Consider the following 25,164-nt stretch of genomic DNA (forward strand, 5'->3'; position numbering starts at 1 on the left):
GGCATCCTTTCACCCGTGATCCCACCGTCATTCATCCAGGACCTGCTGGCCCGCAGCGACATCGTCGATGTGGTGGGTCGGCACGTCACCCTGAAAAAGGCGGGCATCAACCACAAGGGCCTGTGCCCTTTCCACGGCGAAAAATCGCCCTCGTTCATCGTCAGCCCCAGCCGCCAGACCTACCACTGCTTCGGCTGCGGCGCCCACGGCAATGCCATCGGTTTCCTCATGGAACACCTCGGGGTGGGCTTCATCGATGCCGTGCGTGACCTGGCCCAGATCCAGGGCATGCCGGTGCCCGAGGAAAAAGGCGACCCGGCCGAGCGCGAAAAAGCCAAGCAGATCCGCGAAAAGCAGCAGACCCTGACCGATGTGCTGGGCAAGGCCTGCACGCACTGGCGGGGCCAGCTCAAGCAGAACCGCCGGGCCATCGACTACCTCAAGGGCCGGGGGTTGACCGGCGAAATCGCCGCACGCTTCGGGCTGGGCTACGCGCCTGACGGCTGGAAAGGCCTGGCCAGCGCCTTCCCCAAATACGACGACCCGCTGCTGGTCGAGTCGGGCCTGGTGATCGTGCCCGACGACCAGCCGGCTGACGCCACCGAGGCACGCCGCTACGACCGCTTCCGCGACCGCATCATGTTCCCCATCCGCAATGTGCAGGGGGAGGTGATCGGCTTCGGCGGCCGCGTGCTCGACAAGGGCGAGCCCAAGTACCTGAACTCGCCCGAAACGCCCGTGTTCCACAAGGGCAAGGAGCTGTATGGCCTGTACGAGGCCCGCAGCGCCCTGCGCAACAAGGGGTATGTGCTGGTCACCGAGGGCTACATGGACGTGGTGGCGCTGGCCCAGTGGGGCTTTGCCAACGCCGTGGCCACCCTGGGCACCGCCTGCACGGCCGACCATGTGGCCAAGCTGTTCCGATTCACCGAGCAGGTGGTGTTCGGCTTCGACGGGGACGCCGCCGGGCGCCGCGCCGCAGGCCGCGCCCTGGAAGCGGCCCTGCCCCATGCCACCGACACGCGTCGCATCAGCTTCCTGTTCCTGCCGCCCGAGCATGACCCGGACAGCTTCATCCGCGAGCACGGGCCCGAGGCCTTCGAGGCCCAGGTCAAGCAGGCCGTGCCGCTGTCGCGCCAGTTGCTGTCCCATGCCGCCCACGACAGCGACCTGGACAGCGCCGAAGGCCGCGTGAAGCTGGTGGCCCAGGCGCTGCCCCTGATCGCCCTGCTGCCCGAAGGTGGCCTGCAAGGGCAGATCCTGCAAGACCTGGCCCAGCAGGCCCGCGCCGACCTGGACGACCTGCGCAAGCGCCTGGCCCAGGTGGTGCAGGCGGCTCACGGTGGTGGCCGTGGCGGCGACGCCCCGCGACGCGCACGACCGTCGGGCGCGGGCGCGGGCGCTGACGCCGCCTACGGCGAAGCGCCCCCGTTCGACGATGCCGAGATCAACGCCATGGCGTCTTTCCATGGTGGCGGCGACATCGACTGGCAGCCGCCTTCGGGCGAGGCTGGCGACGGCAGCCCCCACCACCCGGGCCAGAACCGCTGGTCAGGCGGCCGCAGCGAACGTGGCGGCTGGTCAGGCCCGCGGGGCGAAGGCCAGGGGAGCTGGAAAAAAGGCCCCTGGGCCGGGGGAGACCGCGGTGGCAAAGGCCGCTGGCGCCAGGGCGGCGGCTGGGACCGCGAGGCCCGCCAGGAAATGCGCCCCCTGCCCCAGGCCGCCCGGCCGCTGGAGCGCGCCGCCTGGATGCTGCTGCACCGCAGTGAGCTCTGGGAGCAACTGCCGCCCGAGCTGTGCGACCTGCTGTGCGACCAACCCCTGCCCCTGGGCGCCTGGTTCCGCTGGCTGGACCGCCAGATCATCGACGAAGGCCCCCTGCCCGCCGCCGACCTGCTGACCCGCCTGACCGAGGGCGTGCGTGAAAGCCCCGATGAAGCCGAGCTGGCCTCGGTCGATGAACCCCTGCAGAAGCTGGCCCAGCGCCTCCAGGGCTTCCACGACATGGGCGAGCTGCCCGCCAAGGCCAGTGACCTGGTCGCCCTGATCCGCCCCATGCAACTGCAAGCCCTGAACGACGAACTCGACCTGCTGCTGCAGTCGGGCGAGCTGTCAGAAACCGCCGAACAGCGCAAGCTGGAACTCTTTCGCCTGACCCGCGACCTGAAGCTGGAAATTTCCCGTTCACGCCCCATCTCGGCTTGAGCACTGCCACACACGCTGGCACTTCGGTGCCACACCCGCCATTTCGCCGATTTTTTGACGCCCCGCGTCACTTGACGGATAATGGAGGGTTCTATATAGACCTGCCTTTTCTTTCGAAGGATCCGCATGACCGCGAAGAAAGCCGCGAAGACTGCCCTGGACGATGCCGACCTGAGCGCCGAAACCAAGACCAAGAAAGCGACTCGGAAAGCTGCCGCCACCGCTGATTCGGGTGCCACCGAAGCTGTGGAAGCCACGGAGCCCAAGAAGCGCGGCCGCAAGCCCAAGGACGCGAGCGCCACCACGGCTGCCGCCTCCAAGAAGGACACCAAGAAGGAAACCAAAAAGGCGGCCTTCGAGGAAGAAGACATCGGCGACATCGAAGCCGATCTCGAAGGTGATGTCGAGGTTGTGGAAGCCGAAAGCAGCGACGAAGCTGCCGAAGTCGGTGAAGACAAGCCCAAGGCCAAGCCCCTGCGCATGAAGGTGTCGCGCGCCAAAGAGCGTGCCCTGATGCGCGAGTTCGGCATCGACGACACCGCCTTGTCGGAAGACGAAGTCAACAAGCGCCGTCAGGAACTCAAGACCCTGATCAAGATGGGCAAGACCCGTGGTTTCCTGACCCATCAGGAAATCAACGACCACTTGCCCGAAAAGCTGGTCGAGGCCGAAATCCTCGAGGCCATCATCTCCATGTTGAACGACATGGGCGTGGCCGTGTACGAGCAGGCCCCTGACGCCGCCACGCTGCTGCTGACCAACTCGGCCACCACCACGGCCACCGAAGAAGAAGCCGAGGAAGAGGCCGAAGCCGCCCTGTCCACGGTCGATTCCGAATTCGGCCGCACCACCGATCCCGTGCGCATGTACATGCGCGAAATGGGCTCGGTCGAACTGCTGACCCGCGAAGGCGAAATCGAAATCGCCAAGCGCATCGAAGGGGGTCTGCAGGCCATGATGCTGGCCATCTCGGCCTCGCCCACCACGATCGCCGAGATCCTGGCCATGGCCGACAAGATCAACGCCGCCGAGATGACCATCTCGGAGGTGGTCGATGGCTTCGTGGCCGCCGATGAAGCCGACGACTACGTGGCCGAAGAAGACTTCGACGAATTCGACGAAGAAGACGACGACGACGGCAACGGTGGCTCCAAGGCCATGAGCAAGAAGCTCGAGGAAATGAAGAACCAGGCCCTGGCCAAGTTCGACAACCTCCGCACCCAGTTCGACAAGATGGCCAAGGCCTTCGAGAAGGACGGCTACAAGTCGGCGTCGTACAACAAGGCCCAGGAAGCCATCAGCCAGGAGCTGATGACCATCCGCTTCACGGTCAAGACCATCGAACGCCTGTGCGACGTGCTGCGCTCGCAGGTCGATGACGTGCGCCGCTGCGAACGCGAACTGCGCAAGATCGTGGTCGACAAGTGCGGCATGCCGCAAGAGCACTTCATCAAGCAGTTCCCGCCGAACATGCTGAACCTGAAGTGGGGTGAGAAGGAAGCTTCTGCCGGCAAGAACTACAGCGCCGTGCTGGGCCGCAGCCTGCCCGCCATCCAGGAACTGCAGCAAAAGCTGATCGACCTGCAGGCCAAGGCCGTTGTGCCCATTGATGATCTGAAAGAGATCAACAAGCGCATGAACAACGGCGAAAAAGCCAGCCGCGACGCCAAGAAGGAAATGATCGAGGCCAACCTGCGCCTGGTGATCTCGATCGCGAAGAAGTACACCAACCGCGGCCTGCAGTTCCTGGACCTGATCCAGGAAGGCAACATCGGCCTGATGAAGGCGGTGGACAAGTTCGAATACCGCCGCGGCTACAAGTTCTCGACCTACGCCACCTGGTGGATCCGTCAGGCCATCACGCGTTCGATCGCCGACCAGGCCCGCACCATCCGCATCCCGGTTCACATGATCGAAACGATCAACAAGATGAACCGCATCTCGCGCCAGCACTTGCAGGAATTCGGCTTCGAGCCGGATGCTCCCACGCTGGCCGAGAAGATGGAAATGCCGGAAGACAAGATCCGCAAGATCATGAAGATCGCCAAAGAGCCGATCTCCATGGAAACGCCGATCGGGGACGACGACGACAGCCACCTGGGCGACTTCATCGAGGACACCAACAACACCGCGCCGATCGAAGCCGCCATGCAGGCTGGCCTGCGCGACGTGGTCAAGGACATCCTCGACAGCCTCACCCCGAGGGAAGCCAAGGTGCTGCGCATGCGCTTCGGCATCGAGATGTCCACCGACCACACGCTGGAAGAAGTGGGCAAGCAGTTCGACGTCACCCGTGAGCGCATCCGCCAGATCGAAGCCAAGGCCATCCGCAAGCTCAAGCACCCGAGCCGCAGCGACAAGCTCAGGACCTATCTGGACAACCTGTGATGCGGGGGCGCCTGGCGCCCTTCGCCACAAGGCTCACGCACGCTGCGCACACACGGTGCACACGACAACGCCCGGCATGCCGGGCGTTTTTCATGGGCCTTGTCCGTGTGTCGTCATCCCAGAGGCCATCACGCCGTGCGCGACACCTCGGTCAGGCCCATGCCGAGCTGCGCCCGCCGGCGCAACCACGGGCTGGCGCGGTATCGCATGTCGCCCGTGCTGGCCAGCAGCTCGTCCAGCACCTGCAGCACCCGGGCCGGGCCCAGTCGGTCGCCCCAGGCCAGCGGGCCAAAGGGGTAGCCTAGGCCCAGCTGTACGGCCTGGTCGATGTCGGTAGGCTGCGCAATGCCCTGCTGGGCCATCTCGCTGGCGATGTTCACGATGGTGGCCACCACCCGTGCGGCCACCATGCCCGCGCTGTCCTGCAGCACCGTCACAGGCACCCCATCGTGGCCCAGCAAGCCACGGGCTTGGGCCAGGGCCTCGGGGGCGGTGGCTGGCGAGGCCATCAGCACCCGGCGCTTGTGCGTGTCGAACAAGGTGCACAAGCCCACGGTGCGTTGGGGCGGCAAACCCTGCTGAAAAGCCAGGGTGCTCACGTCATGCCCCAGCGGTGTCACCACGCACAGGCTGTCGGGCCCCGGCTGTGCACCGGTGTCCAGCACCGCGCCCAGGTTGTGCAGCAAGGCCATGGCGCGTTCGGCACCCGTGGCGTCAGCCTGGCTCACCCAGACGCGGGCGGGGCGTGCATCGCCCGTCGGGGGTTCGGGGCTGCGCTGCGGCTGGCCGTCGGCGTAGCGGTAAAAGCCCTGGCCACTCTTGCGGCCCAGCAGGCCGGCGGTCAGGCGCTGGCGGGTGATGCCCTGCGGCCTGAAACGCGGCTCCTCGTAGTACTGGTGATAAATCGACTCCATCACGGGGTGCGACACGTCCAGCCCGGTCAGGTCCATCAGCTCGAACGGCCCCAGGCGAAAGCCCGCGGTGTCCCGCAGCACGCGGTCGATGTCTTCCAGGGGCGCCACCTGTTCGGCCAGCAGGCGCAGTGATTCGGTGCCATAGCCCCGCCCTGCATGGTTGACGATGAAGCCTGGCGTGTCCTGGGCCTGCACCGCGGTGTGGCCCATGCGACGCCCCAGGGCCAGCAAGGCTTGCACCACCGCGGGTTCGGTGCGCACACCGCCGATCACTTCCACGATCTTCATCAGCGGCACGGGGTTGAAGAAGTGAAAGCCCGCCACACGCCCCGGGTGCTGCAGCCCCGCCGCAATGGCCGTGACCGACAGCGACGACGTGTTGGTGGCCAGCACCGCCTGCGCGGCGACCGCGGCTTCCAGCTCGCGCATGAGGGCCTGCTTGGCGGCCAGGTCTTCCACGATGGCCTCGACCACCAGTTCACAGCCTGCCAGGTCGGCCACCGTTTGCACGGGCTGCAGGCCTTGCCGGGCAAAAGCCAGCTGTTCGGCACTCACCTTCCGTTTGGCGGCCAGGCCCTCCAGGGTGCTCAGCAGCCGCTGCACGCCCTCGGCTGCCACGCCCTCGCGCGCGTCCAGCAAGCGCACCCTCAGGCCCGCCAGCACGGCGATCTGGGCAATGCCCAGGCCCATCACGCCGCTGCCCACCAGGCCCAGGGTGTGGAAGGTGTGTGTGTCAGGTGTCATGTGCTGTCCTTTGTCCGTGGCCACTGCCTGGCTTCGCGTGCGCCCCACGTTGACGCTGGGGCACTCGCCATGCATGATGCCAGCCATATTCCGCAAAGCAACCCAGCATTCTGCTGCTCAGAACTCGCCATGCCGAATCTCCCACACCCCGGCGACCTTGCCCCTGACGCCGACCCCGCCGAAGACCGCCATTTCGTGACCGCCCTCGCCCGCGGGCTGCAGGTGCTTTCGTGCTTTCGGGCCAGCGACAAGATGCTGGGCAACCAGGAGCTGGCTCGCCGCTGCGGCTTGCCCAAATCCACCATCTCGCGCCTGACCTACACGCTCACCAAGCTGGGTTATCTCGAACACGATGCGGAAGTCGGCCGTTACCGTCTGGGGTCGGCCACGTTGTCGCTGGGCAGCACCATGCTGGCCCGCATGGACATCCGGCAGATGGCCCGCCCCATGATGCAGAAGATCGCCGACGAAACCCAGACCATGGTGTCGCTGGGCACACGCGATCGGCTCAGCATGATCTACGTCGAAAACTGCCGCAGCGACTCGGCGCTCACGCTCAGCCTGGATGTCGGCTCGCGCATTCCACTGGCTACCACCGCCATGGGCCGCGCCTACCTGGCCCGCTGCGATGAGCGCACCCGCGCCGAATTGCTCGAACGCGTGAAAGAGCTCGACGAGTACGCCTGGCCGTCGGTGCGCCGGGGCATCGACCGGGCCGTGGAAGAGCTCAACACCATCGGCGTGTGCTGCAGCTTTGGCGACTGGCAGCCCGATGTGAACGCCATCGCGATTGCCTTCTACACCCGCGACACCCGCACCCTGATGTCGCTGAACTGCGGTGGACCGGCCATCCACGTCAGCAAGGAGTTGCTGCTCAATGTGGTGCGCCCCCGCCTGATCCAGATCGTTCAGAGCCTGGGCGTGAACTGAACGGCTTGCCGTGCCGGGCAAATTGGCGTGAAATCGATCACGTTCTGAGGCTTTACACCGCGCCACATTGCGCGAAGATGGCATCCCATGGGCACGCCGCGTCAACGCGCCGTGTTGTTTGCCGACCTGCGCGGCAGCACGGCGCTCTACCTCAAGCTGGGCAACAGTGAAGCCGCCACGGTGGTGACACACAGCCTCGCCATGCTCGGGCAGATCATTGCCCGAAGCGGCGGCACGGTCGTCAAGACCCTGGGCGACGGCCTGATGGCCGTGTTCGACGACCCCGAGCAAGCCGTGGAATCGGCCGCCGGCCTGCACGACGCGCTCGACCGCATCGCACCCGTGCCCGCAGGCCTGCCCGGCCATGCCCCAGCCTTGAAACTCAAGGTGGCCCTGGCCTGGGGCGAGATCGTCGATGTCGACGACGACTGCTTCGGTGACGCGGTGAACGTCGCTGCCCGCCTGCTGGACCTGGCCGGCGACAACGAAACCCTGACCACGGGCCCGCTGGTGCGCAACCTGTCGTCGGACATGCAGGAACGCTTTCGCAGCCTCGACCGCCTGCACCTGCGAGGCCGCGCCGAGCCCGTGGCCGTGATGCGCATGGAAGGCGTGCGCTTTGGCGACACCGAATCGACCTTGCAGATGAACCCGATGGGCTCGGCCCTGCCCGACGGCATCCGCGTGGCCTGGCAAAAGCAGGAACGCATTTTTTCATCGGTGCAGGTGCCGGTGATGCTGGGACGCAGCCCCCAGGCCCAGGTGTGCGTGGCCGATTCGCGGGTGTCGCGCTCGCACGCCAAGATCGAAGCGCACGGTGGGCACTTCTACCTGACCGACGAAAGCTACAACGGCAGCTACGTGCAGTTCGACCACGATGCCCAGGTGCTGAGCCTCAGGCGCAGCACCTGCACCCTGCATGGCAGCGGTGTGATCACGCTGGGCTCGCCGCCGCATGACCCTGATGCCACCCGCATCAGCTTCGAAGTGCTGAGTTTTGCCGACACATTGCCTCAGTGGTAGCCCTTGTACCGGTAAATCCGGTCTGCAAAACTTCACGCATGGGCTAGAGTGCTTTGGTTGCCCCGCACAAGCCCGAGCATGAACACCGCCTCACCGGTAGGTCCGCAGGACATCCTTGAAAGCGAACGCCTGGCCACGCTGGTGGCCCTGAAGTGGCTGGACGCGTCTGCTCCTGCTTCGCTGGAAAGCCTGGTGCGACTGGCCGCGCGCCTGACCGATTGCCCTGTGGCCTGCGTGAACCTGGTCGACGCCCACCGGCTGTACGCGCTGGCCAGCCACGGACTGGGCCAGAAGCACGCCACTCGAACCGGCTCCTGGTGCGATCAGACGATCCGCGGCAACGGCCTGCACATGACCCACGGCCAGTCCACCGACCGATGGAAGTTGTACGCGGGCGTGCCCATTGGTCTGGACAAGCTGCACGTGGCCACCCTGTGCGTGATGGACGATCGGGCACGCGCACTGACCGAAGCGCAACAACAGTCATTGCAAGATCTCGCACGTGTGGTGCAAGGTGCGTTCGAAGCACGGCTGGAGTTTCGTCGGCTGCGCCGCGAAAGCGCGCGCGTGCGCGGCGCCACCACCGCGGGCAGCGACTGGCTCTGGGAAACCGACGCTGACGGGCGCCTGCAGTGGCTGTCGGCCAGCCTGCGTCACCACACGGGGCTCGATCCCATCGCCGAAATGGGGATGTCGGCGAAGGACATCTATTCGCCCTGCACCTACGACCATGGCGCTTCGTGGCAGCGCTACCAACAGGCCAGGTTGCAACGACAGGCCTTCAGCGATGCGCTGGCCGAACGAGACACCCCGCGTGGCCGCATGATCGTCAGCATCAGCGGCGCCCCCGTGTTCAGCAAAGACGGCCGCTTCATGGGCTACCGAGGCGCAAGTCGCAATGTCACACGCCAGATCGAACTCGAAGCCCGTGCTCGCCAGCGCGATGCGCTGCTGCGCGAAGCCATCGAAAGCTTCCATGCGGGGGTCATGATCTCCAGCCCCGACGGCACCATCCTGATGGCCAATCACCACTGGCTGCACAGCGTGGGGGCCCGCAACGTGGACGAATTGCCTCGATGGCCAGACCTGTTGCGCCGCCTGATCTCCGAAGGCCACTACCCGGATGCGGTGGGCCGTGAAACCGAGTTCTACCAATGGCGTATGGCCTTGCATCAGGAGAACCGTTCCCAGGTCATTCGTCTGCGAGAACGCGTGATCCTGTCGCGAGACCACCTGCTGCGTGATGGCAACCTGCTGCACTTTTCAACCGACATCACCCAGAGCCATGCGGAATCGGAAGCGCTCGCCGGCCAGCAGAAAGCCCTGCAAGCGTCGGAAGCTCGCCTCAAAGCCGTGTTGCAAGCCTTGCCCGACCTGTGGTTCGTCGTGGACGAACAGGGACGCTATCTCGATGCACACCGGCAGCACCCGATGCTGCTGCGCCCCTTCGACGAATTGGTCGGGCGCCCCTTCGGCAGTGCGCTGAACCCTGACCAGGCTGCTGTCGAACAAGACGCGTTGCACAAGGCCCATGTCACCGGCCAATCCCAGCGCATCGAATACAGCGTCACCACCCGTGACGGCGTGCTGAGGCACTTCGAAGGCCGCATGTCGCCCATGCCCGGCGGTCAGACCCTGTTCATCACCCGGGACATGACCGACCTGCGAGCCCTGGAGCGTGACATCCGTACGCTACAGCAAGTGCTGCAGGCTGACCTGACCCTGGGTCTGGTGGTGATGGATGCCACCCAGAGCGACCATACCGTCCTGTATGCGACGCCCGGAGCTCAGGCCTTGCTGCATGTCAAGAATGGCAGCCTGATGGGCCGACCCGCACTGGATTGCTTGCGCCCACTCGGGCCCAACGAAGCAGGCCTTCAACTGCTGGCGCAGTCGATGCAGGCTGGACTGCCCTGCATGGCCATGCTCACGGCACGCAACCCGGACCGCGACGACGAACGCACGCTGGAAGTGCGCCTGACCCCGCTGAAGAACACACAGAGCCAGCGTACCCACCTGGTGGCCCTGCTGCACGATGTCACTGACCGGCAACGTGCTGCCGAGCGCCTGCGTCTGTCGGAGGAACGCTGGAAATTTGCCCTCGAAGGTGCAGGTGACGGCGTGTGGGACTGGGATCTGGGCTCAAACCGCACCTACTTCTCGGCACGGTGCATGGCCTTGCTGGGTGAAACAGAGCGAGAGTTTCGCGATGACCCCAACCTGTTGCGCAGCTGTCTTCACCCCGAAGACCTGCCTCAGATCGACGCGGCCTTCGCCGAGTACAGGCAGCGCGGACACGGCGTGCTGCAGGCTGAATGCCGACTCAAACCCAGCGCTGACCGCGAAGAGACCTGGCTGCTGGTGCGTGGCAAGGTCATGGCCCGAGGCCCCGACGGTCAGGCCAGCCGACTGGTGGGCACACTGTCCGACATCACCCAACTCAAGCAGGCCGAGCGGGCGCTGCGCGACAAGCAGGCGGCCGAACAGGCCAGTCGCGCCAAGAGCGAGTTCCTCTCGCGCATGAGCCATGAACTGCGCACACCGCTGAACGCCGTCAAAGGGTTCGCACAGCTGATCTTGCAGATGCCTTTGAAGAGCCCCCTCGGCGACAGTGCGGACAAGGTCCGATCTCATGCCGAGCGGATCGTGCACAGCAGCGAATCCCTGCAAGAACTGGTCGATGAAGTGCTTGATCTGCAGCGCATTGAAAGCGGCTCAGTCAACCTGCGGCCCGACTGGGTGGGCGTGCGCCCCCTGCTCGATCATGTGGCCGAGATGTTGATGCCCATGGCCGACAGGTTCCAGGTGAAGATTCAGGTCGAAGACACGGCCATCAAGGCTGTGCACACTGACGGCACACGGCTCAGACAGATCCTGACCAACCTGGCATCCAACGCCATCAAATACAACCGCCCACAGGGCCGCGTCACCCTGAGCGCCAAGCAACTGGACCGCCAAAACGTGCGGTTCAACGTCGAGGACACAGGCATGGGCATGAGCCCGGACCAGATCGACCGCCTGTTCCAGCCCTTCGAGCGACTGGGCCGAGACACCACCAGCATCGAAGGCTCGGGGCTGGGACTGGTCATTGCCAAATCACTCACGGAAGCACTGGGGGGAAACATTTCAATTCGCAGCGAACTTGACACCGGCACCTGCATTGCCTTTACTGTGCCCCATCAAGCCGACCAGGTCGTGCCTGACCTGCCTGCCCAGGACCCGCGTACAGCGCTCGCCGGCGTCGGGGCCACCACCTCGCCACCTGTCGCCATGCCTGCCTGTTTGCCGTTGCGTGTGCTGTACGTCGAAGACAACCGCCTCAACGCCATGCTGTTCGAAGAGGCTTTGCGCGGCCACGACTGTCTGCACCTGGAAGTGGCCGAAGACGGCCAGGAAGCCATGGTACTGGCACAAGATTTCGTGCCCCAGGTGCTGGTAATCGACGCCCACCTGCCTGGCATGACTGGCTTTGACGTGCTGCATGCCCTGCGCAAGCTGCCTGCCCTGCGCGACGTACCGGCCTACATGTGTTCTGCCGATGCCATGCCCGAAGACATCGCCAAGGCTCACCAACAAGGCTTCGTCGGCTACTGGACAAAGCCGGTGGACCTGCCCGCCGTGATCAGCACCTTGCATGCGCTGGCCGACCAACTGGCGACACGCGGCGACAATTGAGCCCATGCGCTTCGACAAAGAACCCAGCTTCGACCACGCCCGGCGCCCCACCACAGGCGTTCTGATCGTGAACCTCGGCACCCCCGAGGCGCCCACGGCCCCGGCCCTGCGCCGCTACCTGGGCCAGTTCCTGAGCGACCCGCGGGTGGTCGAGATCCCGGCCTTCGTGTGGAAGGTCATCCTGCACGGCATCATCCTGCGCGTGCGCCCGGCCAAGTCGGCCGAAAAATACGCCAGCATCTGGACACCCGAAGGTTCGCCCCTGCGCGTGTGGACCGAACGGCAGGGCAAGCTGCTGCAGGGCTACCTGGGCGAGCGCGGCCACCAGGTGCAGGTGCGCTGGGCCATGCGCTACGGGCAGCCCAGCATCGCCACCGAACTCGACGCGCTCAAGGCCGCTGGCGTCACCCGCATCCTGGTCGTGCCGCTGTACCCGCAATACAGCGGCGCCACCAGCGCCAGCGTCATGGACGATGTGTTCGCCTGGGGCCGCCGCACGCGCCTGATCCCCGAGCTGCGTTTCGTGCAGCACTTCCATGACGACGCCCGCTACATCGACGCCCTCGCCCAGAGCGTGCTGCAACACTGGCAAGCCCACGGCCGCCCCGACAAGCTGATGATGAGCTTTCACGGCATGCCCGAGCGCACGCTGCACCTGGGCGACCCGTACCACTGCGAATGTCACAAGACCGCTCGCCTGCTGGCCGAGCGCCTGGGCCTGAGCAAAGAGCAGTACCTGGTCAGCTTCCAGAGCCGTTTCGGCAAGGCCAAGTGGCTGGAGCCCTATACCGAGCCCATGCTGCGCCAGCTGGGCAAGGCCGGCGTGAAACGGGTGGACGTGGTCTGCCCGGCCTTCGTGTCGGACTGCATCGAAACCCTGGAAGAAATCGCCATGGAAGGCCGCAATGCCTTCATCAGCGAAGGCGGCCAGGAGTTCCACTACATCCCGTGCCTGAACGACCGCCCGCAGTGGATGACGGCCCTCACCCAGCTGTGCGAGCAACACATGCAAGGCTGGCCCACCCTGCGCGCCGATCAGCCCCTGGAAGGCGATCTGCTGCGCACCCAAGAGCGCGCCAAAGCCATCGGCGCCAAGCGCTGACCGAGGGCCGCAGCCAGGCTCAGCCTGCTTCGAGCAGGTCGTCGTCTGCCGCTGATGATGCGGCGCCTTGCCCCGGCAGCAAGCGCTGGGTGTCAGGCTCGGGCAAGGCCTCCACCTGCTTGAGCGCGCGCCCCATGACGCGGGTGCGCGTTTCGACCGACGAGATCACGCTGCTGGCTTCGTCCAGCTTCTTGCGGGTCTTGGCCAGCACCTCACCGAACTTGCCAAACTCGGTCTTGACGGCGCCCAGCACCTGCCACACCTCCGAAGACCGCTTTTCAAGCGCCAGGGTGCGAAAGCCCATCTGCAGGCTGTTGAGCGTGGCCAGCAAGGTGGTGGGGCCTGCCAGCATGACACGGTGCTCGCGCTGCAAGGCCTCGACCAGCCCCGGGCGGCGCAAGGCCTCGGCGTACAGGCCTTCGGTGGGCACGAACAGGATGCCGAAATCGGCCGTGTGCGGAGGCGCCAGGTACTTGTCCTTGATGGACCGCGCCTCCAGCCGCAAACGGGCTTCGATGGCGCGCGCGGCCTGCTCCACACCCGCCGCATCGGCGCGGTCTTGTGCCTCCAGCAGCCGCTCGTGGTCTTCCCGCGGGAACTTGGCGTCAATCGGCAGCCACACGGGCTGGTCTGTGCCCTGCCCTGGCAAGCGGATGGCGAACTCCACACGCGCCCCGGTGCCGGGCACGGTCTCCACGTTCACGGCGTACTGTTCGGGCGTGAACACCTGCTCCAGCAGACCGGCCAGCTGCACCTCGCCGAAGACGCCCCGCGTCTTCACGTTGTTCAGCACGCGGTTGAGAGAGCCCACGTCACTGGCCAAGCGCTGCATTTCGCCCAGGCCCTTGTGCACCAGTTCCAGCCGCTCGGCCACCTGGCGAAAGCTTTCACCCAGGCGGGTTTCCAGCGTGGCCTGCAGCTTTTCGTCGACCGTCTGGCGCATCTGCTCCAGCTTCTTTTCGTTGTCGGCCTGCAGCGACTGCAAACGCACATCGACCGTGTGGCGCACCTCGGCCAGGCGGCGCTCGTTGGCTTCTGAGAGCGTGCTCAGCTGCGCGTGCAGGCTTTGCTGAAGGTGGGCCAGTTGCTGCCCCAGCTCCAGCCGGGCGCCGCTGCTGCCCCGGGCCAGCTCTTCGCGCATGCCACGCTCTGACGCCACCAGCTGCGCCGCCAGTTGTTGACCCAGCTGCTGCACCATGTCCTGCAAGGAGCCGCGAACGGCCTCGGCCCGGTCGGCTTCACCGGCCAGGCTTCGCCAGCACAAGGCCAGCAGCAACAAACAATTGAGCCCCAGAAGGCCCCATGTGATCCAGTCCATGGGGCCATTGTGGGGCCACTCAGGCTCACCACATGAGCCTGTTCAAGGGTCGATGCAACAGGGCTTCAGACCGCCACACCCGCCGGCACATGGATGGGCGCGCCGGTTTTCTCCTGCAGCTCGGCCAGGGTCACGCCCGGGGCCAGCTCGACCAGCTCGAAGCCCTTGGGGGTCACGTCGAGCACGCACAGGTCGGTGATGATGCGATCGACCACGCCCTTGCCGGTCAGGGGCAGCGTGCACTGCTTGAGCAGCTTGTGGTCGTTGCCCTTGGCCACGTGCTCCATCAGCACCAGCACGCGCTTCACACCGGCCACCAGGTCCATGGCCCCGCCCATGCCCTTAACCATCTTGCCGGGGATCATCCAGTTCGCCAGGTCGCCCTGGTCGGTCACCTGCATGGCCCCCAGAATCGACAGGTTGATCTTGCCGGCGCGGATCATGGCGAAGCTCTCGTGGCTGCCAAAGATCGAGCTGCCCGCGATGGTGGTCACCGTCTGCTTGCCCGCGTTGATCAGGTCGGCATCGACCTCGTCTTCCGTCGGAAAGGGGCCGATGCCCAGCATGCCGTTCTCGCTTTGCAGCCACACCTCGATGTCCGAGCGCACGTGGTTGGCCACCAGCGTGGGCAGGCCGATGCCCAGGTTCACATAGAAACCATCTTGCAGTTCATGGGCGGCACGCGCCGCCATCTGGTCGTGGGTCCAGGGCATGTTCAGACTCCGGCTTTTTCAGTGATGGTGCGCTTTTCGATGCGCTTTTCGGGGTGGGCATTGACCACGATGCGGTGCACGTAAATGCCCGGCAGGTGGATCTCGTCCGGGTCGAGCGCGCCGGTCTCGACCAGGTGCTCCACCTCCACCACCGTGACCTTGCCGGCCATGGCGGCGGCCGGGTTGAAGTTGCGCGCTGTGCGGCGGAAGACCAGGTTGCCGCTCTTGTCGGCCTTGAAGGCCTTGACCAGGGCCACCTCGGGCACCAGGGCGCGCTCCATCACATAGGTTTCACCGTCGAACTCGCGCAGCTCCTTGCCCTCGGCCACGATGGTGCCCACGCCGGTCTTGGTGAAGAAGGCCGGGATGCCGGCACCACCGGCGCGCAGCTTCTCGGCCAAGGTGCCCTGCGGGGTGAACTCCAGCTCCAGCTCGCCGGCCAGGTACTGGCGCTCGAACTCCTTGTTCTCGCCCACGTAGCTGGAGATCATCTTCTTGATCTGCCGCGTGTTGAGCAGCTTGCCCAGGCCGAAACCGTCCACGCCAGCGTTGTTGGAGATGACGGTGAGGTCCTTGACGCCGCTGGCCTGCAGCGCGTCGATCAGGGCCTCGGGAATGCCGCAGAGGCCGAAGCCCCCCACCGCCATCAGCTGTCCGTCTTTGACGAGGCCAGCCAGGGCGCTGGCGGCGTCGGGATAGACCTTGTTCATCCATTCACTCCTTGGGTCGAAGGGGTCTGGTGCGCCGACTGCCCACGCCACGCAAGGGGGCACTCGTGCTGCACCGCAACATTGGCAGCGTACACCGGTTGCCAGGGCGAAATCCAGCCTGTGGCGCGAAAAAACCGCATGAAAAAAGCCACCCGAAGGTGGCTGCTTGAACGATCGGGGCGCACAACCCCGGTCAGGCTCATTTCTCGGGCAGGGCCGGCGGCTTGTCGGTGCCCGGCAAAGCCGGCAACTGCCCTTCCAGGGCCTTGATGGCAGAGGGCAGCGGCACGGGGCGACCGTCCTTCATGCTCACCCACACCAGGGTAGCGCCACCCGCCGCGTACACCGTGCCCGGCTCGTCGGCCCGCTCGATGTTCACGAAGGTGTCGATGCTGGTGCGCCCGGGGTTGGCCACGTACAGGCGCGCCACCAGGTCGCCCGGGAAGACCAGCGGGCGGTAGAAGTTGCAGAAGGTGTTGGCGATCACCGGGCCTTCGTCGTCGGAGTTGACCTGGCCGTTGTTGATCGAGGCGATCCAGGTCACGCGGGCTTGCTCCATGTAACGGAAGTACATGGCGTTGTTGATGTGGCCCAGCGCGTCCATCTCGCCCCAGTGCATGGGAAAGCGGATCTCGTGGACCAGGATCTTGTGGTCGGGAATTTCAAAACGCATGGCGGTCAGCTTGCAGGGCGAAGCAAAGAAAAAGCGCATGGCTGCCAAGGCAACCCATGCGCTTCATGTGCAGGCGGTGCGGCGGCTTTCAAGGCCCCGGTACAAGGCACTCGCACAGCCAGGGCAGGCGCAACACTCAGGCCGCGGCCACACCGTCGTCGGCCGACAGGATCGCGCCGTTGATGAAGTCGGCCTGCGGGCTCACCAGCATCACCAGGGCGGGGTCGAGGTCTTTGGGGTGCCCCACGCGCTTGCGCGGCAGCATGGCCACCAGTTTCTTGCCACCCTCGGTGTTCCAGTGGTGGTGGTTGATCTCGGTGTCGATGTAGCCCGGGCAGATGGCGTTGGTGGTGATGCCATGGCGGCCCCACTCGGCAGCCATCACCTTGGTCATGTGGATCACGGCGGCCTTGCTCATGCAGTACACGCCGATCTGCGGCAGCGTGCGCAGGCCCGCGGCCGAGGCGATGTTGACGATGCGCCCACCGGTGAAGGTGCCGGGCGCCGCGCCTTTCGAGCGCGCGATCATGCGTTTGGCCACTTCCTGGGCCACGAAAAATGCGCCACGCGTGTTGGTGTCGAACACATAGTCGTAGCTTTCTTCCGTGACATCGGTCAGGCGCTCGGTGGTGCTCACACCCGAGTTGTTGATCAGGATGTCGATCGGGCCTACCTCGGTCTCGGCGTGGGCCACGGCAGCCCTGATGGAGTCGACCTCGGTCACATCCAGGCCGACCACGTGGGCATCGCCGCCCGCGGCTTCGATTTCGGAGCGCAGGGTCTTCAGGCGCTCCACGCGGCGACCGGCCAGCACCACGGCGGCACCGGCTTCGGCCAGCGTCAGGGCGAACTGACGGCCCAGGCCGCTGGAGGCGCCGGTGATCAGGGCCACGCGGCCGGAAAGGTCGATCTGATAGCTCATGGGGATCTCAGGGGGTCTGTCGTTGTCTGTGCTTTGACCATAGCACGAAGGCCTGCCCGGTTCATCCGATGAAAAAGCCCGCTGCAAGGGCTTGTTGCACACACTCGGCGCCTGGTTGGCGACCCGGTGGCCCAAGGCTTGCTGCGAGCGATCGGCCGGGGTGAATGTGCACGATTCCCCCTTGCCTCAGGGAGTATTTCGAACGACCGTGCTTTTTTCTGCCACAATCGCGCCGCTGACACGAAAAAACACACGCAATGCCCGTTCTACAATGTCGGGTTTTGCACCGTCTTGCGCCAGCGCAAGACCACGAATCACTTTCCTTTTTCCCTCACAAGGAAACCCAGATGACGCCCCAGGAAATCCTCGAGCAGTTCGGCCCCCGCGAGTCGATGGAATACGACGTCGTGATCGTCGGCGCTGGCCCCGCTGGCCTGTCGACCGCGATCAAACTGAAGCAACTGGCTGAAAAAGCCGGCCAGGAGATCTCGGTCGTCGTGCTCGAAAAGGGCTCCGAAGCCGGTGCGCACATCCTCTCGGGCGCCGTGATGGACCCCCGCTCGATCAACGAGCTGTTCCCCAACTGGAAGGAACTGGGCGCCCCGCTGAACCAGCCCGTCACCGGTGACGAAGTCTATGTGCTGACCGAAACCGGCAGCATCAAGACGCCCGATGCCCTGGTGCCGAACTGCATGCACAACGAAGGCAACTACGTCATCAGCCTGAGCGACGTGTGCCGCTGGCTGGCTCAGCAGGCTGAAAGCCTGGGCGTGGAAATCTTCCCAGGCTTCGCCGCCGCCGAAGTGCTCTACAACGACGATGGCTCCGTCAAGGGCGTGGCCACCGGCAACATGGGCATCGACAAGACCGGCGAGCCCACGGGTGACTTCCAGCTGGGCATGGAGCTGCTGGGCAAGTACACCATCTTCGCCGAAGGCGCTCGCGGCCATCTGGGCAAGCAGCTGCTGGCCAAGTTCAATCTGGCCGAGGGCAAGGCCCCGCAAAGCTTCGGCATCGGCATCAAGGAACTGTGGGAAATCGACCCGGCCAAGGCCAAGCCCGGCCTGGTGGTGCACACCGGCGGCTGGCCGATGGACACCGAAACCTTCGGTGGTGGCTTCCTGTACCACCTGGCTGACAACAAGGTCACGCTCGGCTTCGTGACCGGCCTGGACTACAAGAACCCTTGGCTGAGCCCCTTCGAAGAAATGCAGCGCTGGAAGACCCACCCGGTCATCAAGCAATACCTGGAAGGCGCCAAGCGCATTTCCTACGGTGCCCGCGCCATCAACAACGGCGGTCTGCCCTCGCTGCCCAAGACCATCTTCAAGGGTGGCGCCCTGGTGGGCTGCAACGCCGGCTACATGAACGCCGCCCGCATCAAGGGTTCGCACGCGGCCATGAAATCGGGCATGCTGGTCGCTGAAGCCCTGTTCGAAGCCCTGAGCGCTGGCCGTCAGCACGACGAGCTGACCCGCTACCCCGAGCTGTTCGAACAAAGCTGGCTGCACGACGAGCTCAAGACCTCGAAGAACTTCAAGACCTGGTTCAAGAAGGGCTTCTACGTCGGCACCATCATGACCGCCGTCGAACACTGGCTGCTGCCCCGCCTGGGCATCAAGGAAGCCCCGTGGACCCTGCGCAACCCCGCACCGGACCACACCTTCCTCAAGCCCGCCTCGGAGTGCGCCAAGATCGACTACCCGAAGCCGGACGGCAAGATCACCTTCGACCGCCTGAGCTCGGTGTTCGTCTCGAACACCAACCACACCGAGCACCAGCCGGCCCACCTGACGCTGAAGAACGCTTCGGTGCCAGTGGCCACCAACCTGGCCAAGTTCGCCGGCCCCGAGTCGCGCTACTGCCCGGCCGGTGTGTACGAGTTCGTCAAGAAGGACGATGCCGATCAGCTGGTGATCAACGCCCAGAACTGCGTGCACTGCAAGACCTGCGACATCAAGGACCCGACCCAGAACATCGTCTGGATCACGCCGGAAGGCGGCGGCGGCCCGAACTACTCGGGCATGTGATCGCGGTGCCTGGCGCACACGACAAGGAGCCTTCGGGCTCCTTTTTCATGCCTGGCACACCAGGGATGTGGCACTTGGCGGTGGACGGCAGCGCCCTGCCCAACCCGGGCCGCATGGGCATTGGCGTGGTGCTGCGCCAGCCCGGTGGTCGGGTGCACGGCCAGTGGGGGCGCGAAGTGGGCCATGGCTGCAACAACGAGGCCGAACTGCGCGCGCTGACATTCGGCCTGCGCCTGGCGGCCGACTTTGGCGCGCGGGCGCTTGTGGTGCAGACCGACAGCACCGTGCTGCTGGAACTGCTGGCCCCTGCGGCTGGCCACGCGCCCAAGCAGATCGCACGCCTGCAATCGGTTGCCGACGAGGCTCGGCTGGCCCTGGCCAGGTTGCCTGCAGTGCAGTGGCTTTGGGTGCCAAGGCACCGCAACCGCGAGGCCGATGCACTGGCGCGTGCAGCCTTGGGCATGCCGGCGCGCGACGAAGCCAGCCTGGCCAAGGTCAAAGGCCGAGTCAAAGACCGTTCGCGCAAAAAGCGTTGAACATCCAGGCTTCGACCGGAAGTCAGTCGGGGTCGTGTTCGATGACCTGGGGCAAAGGCATGGGCTCGTCGGCAGCTGCAGGCCCAACAGGCCCCGTCGGGTGAGACTCGATCACCTCCAGCCCATCGAGCGAACGGCGGCTGGCCAGCGCCTGCCGCGCATCCCGCTCGGCCTTGATCTGTGCGCGCCGCTCGGCAAAGAACTGTTTGAGCATGGCACTGGCCGGCTCGGCCAGCACCCCGCCTGTGATGTGCGTGTGGTGGTTGAGCTGCGGCAGGCCGAAGAGATCGGTCACCGAGCCCGCCACGCCGGTCTTGGGGTCAGTGGCTGCGAACACCACACGCTTGAAGCGCGCGTGCATCAAGGCCATGGCGCACATGGCACAGGGCTCCAACGTGACGTACAGCTCGCACTCGGGCAGCCGGTAGTTCTCTAGCAGCAAGGCGGCATGGCGCAGGGCCACGATCTCGGCATGGGCGGTGGGGTCGTGCGTGGTGATCGGGCGGTTGTAGCCCGTGGCGATCACCTGCCCTTCGCGCACGATCACGGCGCCCACAGGCACCTCACCGGCCAGCCAGGCGTTCTGGGCCTGGTCGAGCGCCAGGCGCATGAAAAAGTCGTCTGATGGGTTCACGTGGTCTGTCCAGGACCGCCCACCAGGGCGGCAGCATGGCCAATGGTGTCATGACCGATGGGGCTGCGTCGACCCTCACAGGCCTTCCGATGTGCTCCAACGGGCGGCCCTTGCCCGGTGCAGCTTGGTGTAGCTGTCGATCAGGCGCTGGTGACGGTCCAGCCCTTCCAGCTGGATGCTGGTGGGTGTCAAGCCATGGAAGCGCACGCTACCATCCACCGAGCCGAGCACCGCGTCCATGCGGGGGTTGCCAAACATCCGGCGGAAATTGGTTTCGTAGTCGGCCAAGGCCATGTCGTCGTCCAGCACCACATCAAGCACCGCGTTCATGGCCTGATAAAACAGGCCGCGATCGACCGTGTTGTCGTTGTACTGCAGGAAGGCGCCCACCAGTTCTTGCGCCTCCTCCAGCTGCCCCAACGCGAGCTGAATCAGCAGCTTCAACTCCAGCACGGTCAACTGACCCCAGACCGTGTTCTCATCGAACTCGACGCCGATCAAGGTGGCGATGTCGCCGTAGTCATCCAGCTCCGTGTCCATCAACCGATCGAGCAGGGCTTGCAGTTGCTCATCACTCAGAGCGTGGATGTTCAGCACATCGGCGCGGAACAGCAAGGCCTTGTTGGTGTTGTCCCAGATCAGGTCCTCGACCGGGTAGACCTCTGAATATCCCGGCACCAGGATCCGGCAAGCCGTGGCGCCCAGTTGGTCATGCACCGCCACATACGCTTCTTTGCCCATGTTTTTGAGGATGCCGAACAGCAACTCGGCCTCCTCGGCATTGGCGTTCACACCCTGGCGAGAAAAGTCCCACTCCACGAAAGCGTGGTCGGCCTTGGCGCTGAAAAACCGCCACGACACCACACCGCTGGAGTCAATGAAGTGCTCCACGAAGTTGTAGGGCTCCGTCACGGCGTTGCTGGCAAAGGTGGGGCGAGGCAGGTCGTTCAGGCCTTCGAAACTGCGGCCCTGCAGCAACTCCGTCAGGCTGCGCTCCAGCGCCACTTCGAAGCGAGGGTGCGCGCCAAACGAAGCAAACACGCCGCCCGTCTTCGGGTTCATCAGCGTCACGCACATCAGCGGGTACTGGCCGCCCAACGAGGCATCTTTGACCAGCACCGGAAAGCCTTGCGCTTCCAGACCCTGAATGCCAGCCACGATGTGGGGGTACTTGGCCAGCACCTCTTGAGGCACATCGGGCAGGGCCAGTTCCCGCTCGATGATCTCGCGCTTGACGGCACGCTCGAAGATTTCGGACAGGCATTGCACCTGGGCTTCGGCCAAGGTGTTGCCGGCGCTCATGCCATTGCTGACAAACAAGTTCTCGACCAGGTTGGACGGGAAGTACACGACCTGACCGTCCGACTGCCGCACATAGGGCAAGGAACAAATGCCTCGCTCGGCGTTGCCTGAGTTGGTGTCGATCAGGTGCGAGCCACGCAGTTCGCCATCGGGGTCGTAGATCGCCAGGCAGTATTCGTCGAGTATCTCCGTGGGCAGTGCGTCATCGGGGCCGGGCTTGAACCAGCGCTCTTTCGGGTCGTGCACAAAAGCCGCGTTGGCCAACTCCTCGCCCCAGAACTGCCCCGCATAAAAGTGGTTGCAGCTCAGGCGCTCGATGTATTCGCCCAGGGCCGACGCCAGGGCACTTTCCTTGGTCGCCCCCTTGCCGTTGGTGAAACACATGGGCGAGTGCGCATCACGGATGTGCAGCGACCACACGTTGGGCACGATGTTGCGCCACGATGCAATCTCGATCTTGATGCCCAGGGCGGCCAAGGTCGCGGTCATGTTCGCGATGGTCTGTTCGAGCGGCAGGTCTTTGCCTGCGATGTAGGTGCCCGCCTCGCCCACCGGCGCCAGGGTCAGCAAGGACTGTGCGTCGGCATCCAGGTTCTCCACTTCTTCAATGACGAACTTGGGGCCGGCTTGCACCACCTTCTTGACCGTGCAACGGTCGATGGATCGCAAGATGCCCTGGCGGTCTTTTTCTGAAATGTCCGCGGGCAACTCCACCTGGATCTTGAAGATCTGCTGGTAGCGATTTTCCGGATCCACGATGTTGTTCTGCGACAGGCGAATGTTCTCAGTGGGGATGTCGCGCGTGTCGCAGTACAGCTTCACAAAGTAAGCCGCACACAGGGCCGACGAGGCCAAGAAGTAATCGAAGGGCCCGGGGGCCGAGCCATCACCCTTGTAGCGAATGGGCTGATCGGCCACCACCGTGAAGTCATCGAACTTGGCTTCCAGGCGAAGCTTGTCGAGAAATTTGACCTTGATTTCCATTCGATGAACTCCGCTTGGGCGACTTGACGCAAAAAATTCAAAAGACTGCCGCAAGGGAGCGATCACCGACCGAGGCAGGATGTGGTTCCGGCGTGACACACCACTCGCACCCGGCCAGGCGCATGAACGCGTCATCAACGGGGTTGACAGGGTTCTGCGATCAGGAGGCATGCGCCTTTGCAGGCGCCCCCTTTGGCGTGCGCGCCCCATGTGTCGTCATCCGTGCCAACGGCTTTTCAACGAACAAGTGCACCAACACGCCCGCGCAAACCGTCGACACCACAGCCAGCATTGTCACCGCATCCGCAGGCATAGCGGCCAACCAGCGCTGGACCACCTTGTACACGGCTGGCAATGCAAACACCTGAATCAGGTAGATGCTGTACGAAGCTTCACCCAGGAAAGACCCCAGCCCAGGGGCGATTTGCGGCATGCGGATCAGCCCGGCAAGCATCAACGCAGCAGGCAGCCCCCAGATCAGTGCACGCCAGGATTCGACATCAAACAAGATGCCAGCACTGGCGCACAAACCTCCCACACCGACCAACGACAGCACCATCCCCCACCGCGCCCCCACATGCAAAGTCCTCGCAACCAGAACACCCAGCACGAACTCGATCACCACCGGGGGAAGCCCAGCCACGACGCCCATCAGCAGCAGCCCTGAACACCCCCAGAGCACCAGCCGCATGTTCCGCGTCAGCAGGCACAGGGACATGGCGGCATAAAACAGCATCTCGTACTCGAGTGACCACCCCACATAGAGCACTGGCATCTGCCCGATCAACCACTGCGAGCTGAACACCAACGACGCAAGCGCGTGTGTCCATGCAGGCGGCTGCCCCCGAAACAAAGCAGGAAGCACCAGAGGCAAGAGCACCAGCAAGACCGTCAAGGTGGCGTACAAAGGCACCACCCTGCGACACCGGGCCATGAAAAAGGCGCGCGCCTGCGGCATCGTTTTGTCCACTGACAAGGTCAGGACCACCCCCGACAGCACGAAAAACACATCCACGCCGCAGCTGCCCCACTCACCAGAACGCCCGAGCCACCCGGTGTCGAGCCCGTACGTGGGCGCCATGCGCAAGGCGTGGAACATCACCACCATCATCGCGGCCACACCGCGCACAACCTGAAGGTTGAGGTACATCGAAGTCCTCAGCCAAGCTTGGGGGCTTGAGGGTGGGCTCGCGAGGGCGCGGAACCCAAGATCGGGGGCCGCGCCGTCAACCAGCGGCGGGCGGCTTGCTCGACAGGTCGCTCGACACCCCGGTGCACCAGCCAGGCCACCATGCAGCACAGAACCAGCAACAAAGGCACCTCGATCCAGGCCGTGCTTTCAACCCACGGAAATGCCTTGATGACCTGCCGGACCACCGCCATGTGCACGACGTAAAAGGCGAACGACGCCTTACCAAGCGCCTGAAGCACATCAGATGACAAGAAAGCGTGCCAGCGCGTGCGAACCTGTCCCAGATGTGCCACCAGCAGGCAAACCGCCGCAGGCAGGTAAAACAAAGAGTAGCGGAAAGGCTCAGGCACCTGCTGCCCAAACAACATGCAGGCACCCAACAAGACAAAAGCCGCCCACGCGGGCATGCGCCAGTTCAACCAACCTTGTCGCCAAAGGTCATGCAACCACATGCCCACCAGAAACTCAAGCAAACGGAAGGCCGGAAAGACATAAAAGAGCCAGTGCGCCAAGGTGTACGCCCCGGCGACCTTGGCGTCAGAGAACCAGAAGTGCATGCAAACGGCCCCTGTCAACACCACCGTCAGCAAGGCCAGCGTCAACACATGTCTGAGCCGATCTGGCCAATGCACCAACCACAAAAAGGCGAGGTAAAAGAACGCCTCATTGGACAAAGACCAGGTGGGTCCGTTGAGCGAGAAATACACCGTTGAATCGGGCACCCAGCTCTGCAACAGCAACAGGTTGGAAAGGGCTGCCACCGGGTCAAGGTCACCCCGCCTGGCTGCCAGAAAGAGGTAGGGCAAGGCCATGAACACATGCAAGGGCCAAAGACGTGCCACCCGCAGCCCCACGTAGACCCAAGGCGAAGTGTGCCCTTGGCGCAAAGGCTCCGCATACGAATGCATGAGCACGAAGCCGGACAGCATGAAGAAGAACGAGACGCCGAAAAAGCCCTGGTCGATCACACCCTGCCCCATTGGCCCGACACCCACCCAGGCGAGGTGACTGCCGAACACCATCAACGCGGCGATGAATCGCAGCCCCGTCAACGGACGGATCTGCCCCGAACGGGCTTCGTTCATGACTCACTCCCTTTGTCCTTTGAATATGTCCGGAGATGCTACCCTTTCATCACTGCAGGACGGGAGGGCATTGACCCCATGCCC

At 64.6% G+C, this 25,164-nt stretch carries 18 protein-coding genes; 8 read left to right on the forward strand and 10 right to left on the reverse strand.

The genetic code is table 11. The features are described 5' to 3' along the window. Positions 1-15: 15 nt before the first annotated feature. Positions 16-2,205, forward strand: coding sequence for a DNA primase (gene dnaG, locus EYS42_RS04140; RefSeq protein ID WP_130966614.1), 2,190 nt, complete (start codon positions 16-18; stop codon positions 2,203-2,205). Positions 2,206-2,331: 126 nt separating this feature from the next. Beyond that, positions 2,332-4,593, forward strand: coding sequence for an RNA polymerase sigma factor RpoD (rpoD, locus tag EYS42_RS04145; protein ID WP_130966615.1), 2,262 nt, complete (start codon positions 2,332-2,334; stop codon positions 4,591-4,593). Between the two features lie 128 nt (positions 4,594-4,721). Here rpoD and EYS42_RS04150 read toward each other — a convergent pair whose 3' ends face one another. Continuing rightward, a complete protein-coding gene (locus tag EYS42_RS04150) occupies positions 4,722-6,251 on the reverse strand; it encodes a 3-hydroxyacyl-CoA dehydrogenase (protein ID WP_130966616.1) in 1,530 nt (509 codons plus the stop codon). A 129-nt stretch (positions 6,252-6,380) separates the two neighbouring features. Between EYS42_RS04150 and EYS42_RS04155 the strand changes: the two genes are divergently transcribed. The 4 genes from EYS42_RS04155 (at position 6,381) to hemH (ending at position 12,981) form a co-directional block, all read left to right on the forward strand. Beyond that, positions 6,381-7,181, forward strand: a complete 801-nt coding sequence (locus EYS42_RS04155; protein ID WP_130966617.1) for an IclR family transcriptional regulator — start codon at positions 6,381-6,383, stop codon at positions 7,179-7,181. An 87-nt stretch (positions 7,182-7,268) separates the two neighbouring features. Continuing rightward, complete coding sequence (locus EYS42_RS04160) at positions 7,269-8,204, forward strand: FHA domain-containing protein (protein WP_130966618.1); 936 nt, start codon at positions 7,269-7,271, stop codon at positions 8,202-8,204. A gap of 78 nt (positions 8,205-8,282) precedes the next feature. Next, positions 8,283-11,879 carry a PAS domain-containing protein gene (locus EYS42_RS04165; protein WP_130966619.1) on the forward strand — a complete coding sequence of 1,199 codons (3,597 nt, stop codon included), beginning with the start codon at positions 8,283-8,285 and terminating at the stop codon, positions 11,877-11,879. Between the two features lie 4 nt (positions 11,880-11,883). Continuing rightward, on the forward strand, positions 11,884-12,981 hold the full coding sequence (gene hemH / locus EYS42_RS04170; protein ID WP_130966620.1) for a ferrochelatase: 1,098 nt from the start codon (positions 11,884-11,886) through the stop codon (positions 12,979-12,981). 19 nt (positions 12,982-13,000) lie between these two features. On the opposite strand, the gene EYS42_RS04175 is transcribed toward hemH, so the two are convergent. From EYS42_RS04175 to EYS42_RS04195, 5 genes are all read right to left on the reverse strand, one after another. Then, positions 13,001-14,299, reverse strand: a complete 1,299-nt coding sequence (locus tag EYS42_RS04175) for a DNA recombination protein RmuC (protein ID WP_130966621.1) — start codon at positions 14,297-14,299, stop codon at positions 13,001-13,003. A 65-nt stretch (positions 14,300-14,364) separates the two neighbouring features. Beyond that, positions 14,365-15,012, reverse strand: a complete 648-nt coding sequence (locus EYS42_RS04180; RefSeq protein WP_130966622.1) for a 3-oxoacid CoA-transferase subunit B — start codon at positions 15,010-15,012, stop codon at positions 14,365-14,367. 2 nt (positions 15,013-15,014) lie between these two features. Continuing rightward, the gene (locus EYS42_RS04185) at positions 15,015-15,722 is read right to left on the reverse strand and encodes a CoA transferase subunit A (RefSeq protein WP_130966623.1); all 708 of its coding nucleotides are present in this window, start codon (positions 15,720-15,722) and stop codon (positions 15,015-15,017) included. A gap of 199 nt (positions 15,723-15,921) precedes the next feature. Next, on the reverse strand, positions 15,922-16,395 hold the full coding sequence (locus EYS42_RS04190) for an acyl-CoA thioesterase (protein ID WP_130966624.1): 474 nt from the start codon (positions 16,393-16,395) through the stop codon (positions 15,922-15,924). Between the two features lie 136 nt (positions 16,396-16,531). Then, complete coding sequence (locus tag EYS42_RS04195) at positions 16,532-17,317, reverse strand: SDR family oxidoreductase (protein ID WP_130966625.1); 786 nt, start codon at positions 17,315-17,317, stop codon at positions 16,532-16,534. A 347-nt stretch (positions 17,318-17,664) separates the two neighbouring features. Between EYS42_RS04195 and EYS42_RS04200 the strand changes: the two genes are divergently transcribed. Next, entirely contained in the window at positions 17,665-19,347 is a 1,683-nt protein-coding gene (locus EYS42_RS04200) for an electron transfer flavoprotein-ubiquinone oxidoreductase (protein ID WP_130966626.1), read from the forward strand. A 65-nt stretch (positions 19,348-19,412) separates the two neighbouring features. After that, positions 19,413-19,883, forward strand: coding sequence for a ribonuclease HI family protein (locus EYS42_RS04205; protein WP_245503500.1), 471 nt, complete (start codon positions 19,413-19,415; stop codon positions 19,881-19,883). A 22-nt stretch (positions 19,884-19,905) separates the two neighbouring features. On the opposite strand, the gene tadA is transcribed toward EYS42_RS04205, so the two are convergent. The 4 genes from tadA to EYS42_RS04225 all read right to left on the reverse strand — a co-directional run bounded on the left by tadA (position 19,906) and on the right by EYS42_RS04225 (position 25,080). Next, complete coding sequence (gene tadA / locus EYS42_RS04210) at positions 19,906-20,493, reverse strand: tRNA adenosine(34) deaminase TadA (protein WP_130967291.1); 588 nt, start codon at positions 20,491-20,493, stop codon at positions 19,906-19,908. 99 nt (positions 20,494-20,592) lie between these two features. Beyond that, positions 20,593-22,803 carry an OsmC domain/YcaO domain-containing protein gene (locus tag EYS42_RS04215; protein WP_130966628.1) on the reverse strand — a complete coding sequence of 737 codons (2,211 nt, stop codon included), beginning with the start codon at positions 22,801-22,803 and terminating at the stop codon, positions 20,593-20,595. 160 nt (positions 22,804-22,963) lie between these two features. Next, entirely contained in the window at positions 22,964-23,953 is a 990-nt protein-coding gene (locus EYS42_RS04220; RefSeq protein WP_130966629.1) for an acyltransferase family protein, read from the reverse strand. Positions 23,954-23,961: 8 nt separating this feature from the next. Beyond that, positions 23,962-25,080: an acyltransferase family protein gene (locus tag EYS42_RS04225; protein WP_130966630.1), complete on the reverse strand. Its 1,119-nt coding sequence runs from the start codon at positions 25,078-25,080 to the stop codon at positions 23,962-23,964. Between the last annotated feature and the right edge of the window lie 84 nt (positions 25,081-25,164).

Source organism: Aquabacterium lacunae (genome assembly GCF_004310865.1).
Lineage (GTDB): Bacteria > Pseudomonadota > Gammaproteobacteria > Burkholderiales > Burkholderiaceae_C > Aquabacterium > Aquabacterium lacunae.